Source organism: Marinilabiliales bacterium, from assembly GCA_007695015.1.
Taxonomy (GTDB): Bacteria; Bacteroidota; Bacteroidia; order Bacteroidales; family PUMT01; genus PXAP01.
Map to the genome: position 1 here is coordinate 20616 of REEN01000037.1, position 9670 is coordinate 30285.

A 9670-nucleotide genomic window follows, 5' to 3' on the forward strand; every position below is an offset into this window, starting at 1 on the left:
TCAGTCCTGATGCAATAAAGCCGCCTTCTGGTTAAGTAGGCGGCTTTTTTAATAAAAATAATCATGATATATATCATGATTAAGGTTTTTTTGTATATTGCGATGTTTAGCAGAATTAAACCTATGATTGATTAGCTGTGTTTAAATATTTATATATCAAATCTTTGCTTGTGTTGCAGTTTTTTATGTGGCCCCAGGATTTTTATTCTATTTAACCATTTCAAACCATTTATTAACCATTTTTAACCTTTTACTAAACCTAAAATTTAACGTCTATGAGAAAAATGACTTTTCTGCTGTCACTGTTTCTGTTCTGCGGATTTGTTGCACTGCAGGCACAAACCGTGCAGATTACGGGCACTGTGACCGGTGCCGATGATGGCCTCTCACTACCGGGGGTATCTGTTGTTGTTTCAGGAACGACAATTGGTACCGTTACCGATGTTGACGGCCGTTATTCCCTTGATGTTCCTGCTACGGCCCAGTCGCTCACATTCAGCTATGTGGGTTTTCAGAGCCAGCAGGTACCGATAGATGGAAGAACAACTATCAATGTACGGCTGCTTGTAAGTGTAGTCGCACTTGATGAGTTGGTTGTCGTAGGCTACGGTGTAATGAGAAAGAGAGAGGTGACCGGATCCATCTCCCAGGTAAGGGGCGAGGATATTGCCTCCCTCGCGTCACCCAGCTTTGACAATCAGCTTGCCGGCCGTTCGGCGGGTGTGCAGGTAACAACCACTTCGGGTGTTATCGGCGAAGCTCCGCGTATCAGGATCAGGGGTATCGGCTCCGTTAGCTCGGGCACATATCCTCTGATAGTTGTTGACGGAATTCCAATTCTTACAGGCAACGTAGGCGGATATGCTACGGTAAACGCCCTGGGTGACATTAACCCTAACGACATCGAGTCGATCGAGATCCTCAAGGACGGTTCGGCCACGGCCATCTATGGCTCAAGGGCGGCCAACGGGGTTATCCTGATCACAACCAAACGGGGTGAGCGCGGCCAGTTCAGGGTCAACTACAACAACTGGTTCGGCGTTGCCCAGCCGGTCAACGTGTTTGACCTGACCAACGAGGATGAGTTCATCATGCTGGCAAACGAGATGCTGGAGGCTGACGGTTCGGCACCCGCCGCCAATTCTGCGGGGCTTAACACTGACTGGCAGGGAGCGGTGCTGCGGAATGCGTTCCAGCAGGACCACAGCCTTAACCTTTCCGGCGCCACAGACCAGACCAACTACTATTTCTCTATGGGCTACGGATACCAGGAGGGTGTGACGCGGCCAAATGACATGGAGCGTTTCACATTCAGGGCAAATGTTGAGCAGAGGGCTAACAACTGGCTCACTTTCGGCGCCAATGCATCTCTTGCCAGGAGTGTCTACAATGACCTGAACAGGGGAGCGAATTCCTTGTCTGGGAATATTTTCTCGGCTATCCGCCAGTTGCCCAACACCCCTATTTATGATGACGATGATCCTACCGGCTACAACATCGACAATATCAACAGGCAGCTTGTCGGACCGGGTGTCAATGATAGGACCATTGACGATAACCTGCCCAACATAATCTATGTTATCGACAATAACGTATACGGGTCGAAGCTGTTCAGGACTATCGGAAGCGTCCACGGACAGGCTCAGATACTTCCCAGCCTTATTTTCCGCACCCAGCTCAGCACCGACATGTCAATGACAGAGGGTCACCTTTACTGGAACCCCCTCCACGGTGACGGAGCAACGGTAAACGGCCGTATATACAATACACAGACCAATTTTGTAAGGTGGGTGACCCAGAACATGCTGGCATTCAACGAAACATTTGCCGATGTTCATAATATCGGGATTACTGCTGTTGCAGAGTACCAGCAGCAGACCTACAACTACTTCTTTGCAGGTGGTACCGACATGTCATCGACCTTTTTCCGTCATAACGTTATAGGCGGTACATACGGTACGCAGTTGTCATCCGGCAGCATGAGCCAGAACGGGCTTATATCCTACCTGGGGAGGCTGAACTATAACTTTGACGACAGGTTCTTCCTTCAGGGATCAATCAGGTATGACGGACTTTCATCATTGCCCGAGGCAAACCGCTGGGGCCTCTTCCCGGGCGGTTCGGCAGGATGGACCATATCGCGCGAGGCGTTCATGGAGAACCTCACCTTCCTTACAGATCTGAAGATAAGGGCCTCTTATGCACAGGTGGGTAACACCTCGATCGGTAACTACCCCTATGCAGGGCTTTACGGAGGTGTCAGGTACGGCGATCATACCGGTATTGCATTCGTGCAGATGGGTAATGACATGCTTAGATGGGAGACCAGCAAGAAGCTGGACATTGGTATTGACGGTTTGCTTTACGACGGCAGGTACCAGTTCTCGTACGACTACTTTGTGAACGACCAGGACGGACTGATCCTGTCGCGTCCCACACCACCGGCGTTCGGTGTTCCAGGCAACTCAATAAGCCAGAACATAGGATCGCTCAGGAACTGGGGTCATGAGTTCTCGGCCGAGGCTACCATAATCCGTACGGCGGACTTTTCATGGAGCGTTGATGCCAACCTTACGCTGATAAAGAACGAGATACTGGAGCTTGTTGAAGGGCAGCCGATAACAGGCGCCTACTGGAGAATTGAGGAGGGAGAGTCGATCAGGTCGATATACGGATATGACTACGTTGGGGTTAATGCCGCAAACGGAAATCCCATCTATCGCAAGGAAGACGGCACGATGGTACAGGGTAACATACCCACCCAGAACTACAGGGTTTACGATCCGGCCAATCCGGCAAATATCGACACTCCTGCAGTTCTCACGGCAGACGACCGGATATTCTTCGGGCCTTCAATGCCTACCTATTATGGTGGACTTGGTACGAGGCTGCGTTACGGGCAGTTTGACCTGAATGTGCTCTTCCGGTATTCAGGCGGCAACTACATAATGAACCGCACACGCGCCGACCTGGTGGCCAACTCGTTCACCAACTACGGCCGCGAGCTTATCGGCAGATGGCAGAGCCCCGAGAACCCGGGCGACGGATGGACTCCAAGGCTGTGGCACGGACGCACCAACTTCATCAATGAGCAGGGAGCAACCAGTGGCCGCTTCGTTGAGAAAGGGGATTTCATAAAACTGCAGAATGTGGTTATAGGCTACACGCTCAGCCCCGAGATATCCAACCGTATCGGTATCGAAAGACTCAGGATATTCGCACAGGGTTCCGACCTGTTCATGATAACCGATTACACAGGGATTGATCCCGAGATGGAATCGGCCGGCGTGGACTTTAACGTGACCCCGCGTCAGCGGACACTGACTTTCGGCATTAACCTGAGTTTATAATTGAAAAAAATGTTTAATATGAAAAATATGAAAAAAATTATGGCAAAATTCGGGAAACTGTTCCTTATCATGGTTTTCAGCGCGGGACTCATGTTCACATCCTGCGAGGACATAATCGATCTGGAACCGTTCAACCAGGTATCGGATGCTACGGCTTTCTCAACACCCGAGCTGGTTGCCCTGTCGGTTAACGGCATGTACAATGCCGCGCAGCTTGGTGAATTCGGCGGTGGCCGGGGATATCCCTTTGGTGCTGCATTTGTTCAGCAGGGTGACAACCGCGGTGAGGATGCGGTCAACTGGTATGCATTCTATGCAATCACATACCAGGGCACCTACACACCCACCACTGCAAACAACGTTTTCTACTGGTCGGATACATACCGTATGATAAACCGCTGCAACATTGTAATCGAAGGTGTGCAGCAGGCGGCTGCCGATGGTGTGATATCCCAGGAACAGGCCAATATCTATGAGGCGGAGGCCAGACTGCTGAGGGCAGCAGGCTACCATGAGCTGCTCAAGATGTTCGCCCGCCCCTACAGGCACACGGCCGATGCTTCTCACTGGGGTGTGCCCTATCACAGGGTTCCATTTACCACCATGGATGCCATTGATCTCGGATTCGAGACCGGCAGGCATTCGGTGGCCCAGTGTTACGAATGGATACTGGAGGACCTTGACTTTGCCGAGCAGAACCTTCCAGCGAAGGCGCAGCGCTCCGGTACATTCAGGTTGTCAAAGGGAACCAAGGAGGCTGCAGCGGCCTACAAGATGCGCATTCACCAGCATATGTGGAATTTTCCTGCCGTTTTAACAGAGGGGCTGAAGTTCATCACAGGACCCTATGCAGGCAGTTATTCCCTGCATGCCGATCCATGGGATGCCTTTGTGGGCGGTGCCTATGGCAGCAACGAGCATATTTTCGGTATGGAGAGCTCAGAGACCAACTACCCTTCGGTTAACGGTGCGCTTGCTTCGCAGTACAACCGCCGGAACCTGGTTTCAATGAGCCCGATAATATGGCGCAGCGAATGGTGGCTGCTTGATGACAAGCGCAGGGTTGGTTGTAATGAGCTGCAGCGCGATGACAGGATGGTGCGGTGGATTGCAGGCCGTGTGCTTACCGACAAGTACAAGAGGGACACCCAGATGGATGACCTATCTCCCATGATGCGTTATCCCGAGGTGCTTCTCAACCTGGCAGAGGCGTATGCACGCGGCGGTGATGCTGCCAATGCCCTGACCTATCTCAATATGGTTCGTGACCGCTCGCTTGCCGATCCCGCTACCCAGTCCTATGACCTGGCAGCCGATTTCGGAGGCGATGCAGTGAACGTGCTTGAGGCAATTCTCTATGAGAGAAGAATTGAGCTGGTGATGGAGGGCTCAAGGTGGCCCGATATTCACAGGCTGCAGCATTGCCCGCACTTCCCGATCGCTGGTGTGCCTTCCAAGCTGGCAAACTCGGTTACTCCTCCCGAAGCGTTTTACATTGCGGGCAGTCCCTATGATCCGTGGGAGCCCTACCAGGCGGCCTGGCCAGACTATTCGCCAGACCCGGTCTACCTGAATGCAGGAGAGTATGAGGGTCCCAGGCCAGTTGGTCAAATACCCTATGATGACCACAGGTTCGTATGGCCCCTTCCGCAGAATGAGCTGAACGCCAATCCAACACTGGAAGCACAGCAGAACCCGGGTTACTAAACTCTGGATTTGCTTGACTTTAAAACTCAAACGGCCGGTCACTGACCGGCCGTTTTCTTATGGTGTGCCGTGCATTGCAGATAGCGGGTTGCTGCCAGTTACGCGGCAGATAGCCAAATGCTTTCAGGTTCGCACGACAGGTGGCTTCCTGGCTCTATTGCCGCGGAATCCTCTCCTGATGTGGACAATATTGTTTCATCCGGGATTTCGAAACCCGGTCAATTATGTTAAATTTGTACGGTAAACTGTTACGTTGTTAATATCTGTTCATGGAAGATACCAGGATCAATCATCTGAGGGAACTTGAATCAGAATCCATATATGTGATAAGGGAGGTGGCGGCCCAGTTTGAACGGCCCACACTGCTCTTTTCGGGGGGGAAAGACTCAATTGTGCTTTTTCATTTGGCCCGCAAGGCGTTCTGGCCGGCGAAAGTGCCTTTCCCTTTACTTCACATCGATACGGGGCACAATTTCCCGGAAACACTTGAGTTTAGAGACCGCCTGATGGAGAAGACCGGTTCGGTGTGCATACCCAGGATGGTGCAGGAATCGATCGACAAGGGCCGGGTAGTTGAGGAAAAGGGTGTCAATGCAAGCCGGAACGTGTTGCAGACGGTCACCCTGCTTGATGCAATTGAAGAGCTCAGGTTTGATTGTGCCATGGGAGGAGGCCGCAGGGATGAGGAGAAGGCACGTGCGAAGGAGCGATTCTTTTCCCACAGGGACGAATTCGGCCAGTGGGACCCGAAGAACCAGAGGCCCGAGCTGTGGAACCTATTCAACGGAAGGAAGCTGATGGGAGAGCATTTCAGGGTTTTTCCGATAAGCAACTGGACCGAGCTGGATGTATGGCAGTATATCTACATGGAAGAGATTGAGATACCCAGCCTCTATTTCACCCACAAACGGGAAGTGTTCAACCGCGACGGGGTCTGGCTGGCGGCCGCTCCATTCATGCAGCTCAAGGATGGAGAGAAGACCGGGATGCGCGATGTGCGCTGCCGCACAATAGGCGATATCACCTGCACCGGGCTGACCCTTTCAACGGCCGACAATCTTGAAGATATAATAAAGGAGATCGCAGCCACAAGGGTAACGGAGCGGGGAGGCAGGTATGACGATAAAAGGTCTGATGCAGCCATGGAAGACAGGAAAAAGGAGGGATATTTCTGAGATATGCTGATCTTTTGACTGTCCGGCTAAACCTCTCCGGCTGGATATCTCCGGTGAGTCAGTTCGTGGTTGGTCGAACATAGTGCAATTCTAGTTGAAAACCAGGAAATAAAACTAATAACGCTTATTCAGATGCAAAAGTCCGCTGCCAACCCCACACCGGGGTATCTTGATATGGAACTGTTGCGGTTTACCACTGCAGGCAGTGTTGATGATGGTAAGAGTACGCTTATAGGCAGGTTGCTGTATGACAGCAAGGCGATATTCGAGGACCAGATGGAGGCTATCACCTCTGCGAGCATCCGCAAGGGTGAGGAGGGGGTCAACCTGGCCCTTCTCACCGACGGGTTGAGGGCCGAGAGAGAACAGGGTATAACCATAGACGTGGCATACAGGTATTTTGCCACCCCTAAAAGGAAATTCATAATTGCCGATACTCCCGGCCATATACAGTATACAAGGAACATGGTGACAGGGGCATCAACTGCCAACCTGGCGCTTATCCTTGTCGATGCAAGGCACGGAATTATCGAGCAGACCCTAAGGCATGCTTATATTGCCTCACTGTTGCAAATCCCGCATGTTGTGATCTGTGTGAACAAGATGGACCTGGTAAACTTCAGTCAGAAGGTTTTTGAAGATATAAGGGCTCAATTCATCAGGTTTTCCGGCAAGCTTGATATCAGGGACGTAGGATTTGTTCCGATCAGCGCCAAGTACGGCGACAACGTGGTTGACCGTTCGGCCAATACGCGATGGTATGACGGACCAACGCTGATGTACCTGCTGGAGAATATCCATATTGCAGGCGATGAGAATCTGGTTGATGTACGCTTTCCCATTCAGTACGTAATAAGGCCTCAATCGGATAAGTACCATGATTACCGGGGCTATGCCGGACGCATGGCCGGAGGGATACTGAGGGTGGGCGACCGGGTAAAAGTTCTTCCCGGCGGCTTCCATTCAAGGGTTAAAAGCATCGACATGTTCGAGAAATCACTCAGGAGCACTATTGTTCCTCAGTCTGTGTCAATAACCCTTGAGGACGACCTTGACATAAGCCGGGGCGACATGATAACGGGGGAGAAGAATGGTCCTGAAAGCGGCCAGGATATACGACTTATGGTCTGCTGGCTCAACCAGAAACCGTTGTTGCTTAACGGGAAGTACGCAATAAAGCATACCACGCGGGATGCCCGGTGTGTTGTGAAGGAGATCGATTACAAGATGAATATCAACACACTTGAGAGGGACCACTCTGACAAATCCGTTAACCTGAACGATATTGCCTGCATAGTGGTCAGGACCACAAAGCCATTATTCCATGATCCCTACCGGATAAACCGTATTACCGGCAGCCTTGTCATGATCGACGAGGCAACGAATGAAACAGTCGGAGCAGGCATGATAATATGACCACCGGGTTTTTTCAAATCACAATATCAATCTTATGAAACCCCCATGTTAAATTCTAAAGTACACACGAGCATGTTCAACCATATTGAGTTCGTTCTGACCATCGATTTGTAAACTTTAAACAGATGAGAAAGTTAAAATTTCTGCTTTTATATGTTTTTACGGCATCTCTTTTCTTTGGGTGTGCCACATCTGACCGCCCCGAAACTCTCAGCATCAGTATCATCGCAACATCCGATGTTCACGGCCTGCTCTTCCCGTGGGATTTTACCGGTGATGTTCCCGCAGACGGATCGCTTGCCCGCGTTTACAGTTACGTCAAAGAACAGCGGGAAAAGCCGGGAACAGAGGTAATCCTGCTTGATGCCGGTGATATATTGCAGGGGCAGCCTCTTGTCTACTACTCCAATTTCATTGATACAGCCAGGGTTCATATTGTTCCTGAGGTTATGAACAGGATTGGATACGACGCCATAGTTGTCGGCAACCACGATATTGAAGCGGGACCGGCAGTATATGGCAAAGTAGTTGATGAATCTTATTTCCCGTGGCTGGCAGCCAATGTTGTGAATACGGCTACCGGGAAACCCTGGTTTGAGCCATATACTGTGTTAGATATCAAGGGTGTAAAGGTTGCTGTAATTGGTCTTACAACTCCAATGGTGACTGAATGGCTGCCTGAACAATTGTGGAAAGGGATGGAGTTCAAAGAAATAAGGAGTGAAGCGGAAAGGTGGATGCAGTTGATCCTGGAAGAGGAGAAGCCCGATATTGTGATAGGTCTGTTCCACGAAGGCATGGGTGAAACAGTGTCAGACGTGGCTGAGGACGGGGTATCGTATTTGAGTGGCTCGGGAATGATCGCATCAGCCGTTCCGGGGTTTGATATTATAATTACTGGCCATGACCATCGCCGCTGGGATACATGGATTGATGGGCCCGAAGGCGCTCCGGTGTATGTTGCGGGACCTGGAAGTCACGGCCGGTACGTGGCAGAGGTAACCGTTGATCTTGAGTTTAACAGGAAGGAAGGAAGGTACGACAGGATCATCTCGGGCAATATAATCAGTATGCAGGGATATGATCCGGATAGGGGACTTCTTTCAGAATATGAGGGCCGTATCAGGGAGGTAAGGGAATATGTCTCCCGGAAGATCGGCAGGCTTGAGGCTGATATGTCCAGCAGGGAATCGCTTTTCGGAAGCTCTCCTTTTGTTGACATTGTCCACAGTCTGCAACTTGACATGACCGGCGCCGACATTTCATTTGCTGCTCCCCTTTCCTATGACGCCACGCTGGAGAAGGGTTATCTTACGGTGGGGGACATGTTCAGCCTGTACAGGTTTGAGAATTATCTCTATACGATGGAACTGTACGGCAGTGAAATCAAGGACTACCTGGAATATTCATACGGGAACTGGTTCAATACCATGCAAAGTAAAGATGATCTGCTTTTGAGGTACCGGACCAGAGAAGATGACAGCCCGATCATTCTTGATAGCGGGGGCACTTACAGACTCGCCGGCGCTTCGTTTGACTTCGACTCTGCAGCCGGCATAGATTATACGGTTGATGTAAGCAGGCCTGCAGGACAGCGGGTCACTGTCCTCCGGATGAGCAGCGGCGAGCCATTTAATGCTGACAGGAGATACAGGGTGGCCATCAATTCCTACCGCGGCAGCGGAGGCGGCGGGCATCTTGAACATGGAGCGGGACTTTCACGCAGCGGGTTCGCCGACAGGCTTGTCAGCTCCACAAGCAGGGATCTGAGGCATTACCTGATGGAGTATATTGAAAGGGAGGAGGTTATTCATCCCGTGGCACTCAACAACTGGAAGGTTCTCCCGGAGAAGTGGCACAGGAAGGCAAAGGAAAGAGAGATGGGATTATTGTTTTCAAACTGATTTGAGGTTTAACAATTATTTCATATAAATATTGCCGCTTCATCTTTATTTTTAATAAATTTGTAATTTACACATTATCATATATTAATAATTGAATTAAATGTTTTTTAATATGAAA

5 protein-coding genes are annotated in these 9670 nt (G+C 50.6%); all 5 read left to right on the forward strand.

The window, feature by feature from the left end; genetic code table 11:
* Nucleotides 1–275 precede the first annotated feature (275 nt).
* Nucleotides 276–3350: a TonB-dependent receptor gene (locus EA408_03555; protein ID TVR74051.1), complete on the forward strand. Its 3075-nt coding sequence runs from the start codon at nt 276–278 to the stop codon at nt 3348–3350.
* Nucleotides 3351–3440: 90 nt separating this feature from the next.
* Complete coding sequence (locus EA408_03560; protein ID TVR74056.1) at nt 3441–5057, forward strand: RagB/SusD family nutrient uptake outer membrane protein; 1617 nt, start codon at nt 3441–3443, stop codon at nt 5055–5057.
* A gap of 269 nt (nt 5058–5326) precedes the next feature.
* Nucleotides 5327–6232 carry a sulfate adenylyltransferase subunit CysD gene (gene cysD / locus EA408_03565; protein ID TVR74052.1) on the forward strand — a complete coding sequence of 302 codons (906 nt, stop codon included), beginning with the start codon at nt 5327–5329 and terminating at the stop codon, nt 6230–6232.
* Nucleotides 6233–6406: 174 nt separating this feature from the next.
* Complete coding sequence (locus tag EA408_03570) at nt 6407–7648, forward strand: sulfate adenylyltransferase (protein ID TVR74057.1); 1242 nt, start codon at nt 6407–6409, stop codon at nt 7646–7648.
* A gap of 125 nt (nt 7649–7773) precedes the next feature.
* Complete coding sequence (locus EA408_03575; GenBank protein TVR74053.1) at nt 7774–9552, forward strand: bifunctional metallophosphatase/5'-nucleotidase; 1779 nt, start codon at nt 7774–7776, stop codon at nt 9550–9552.
* Nucleotides 9553–9670: the final 118 nt, after the last annotated feature.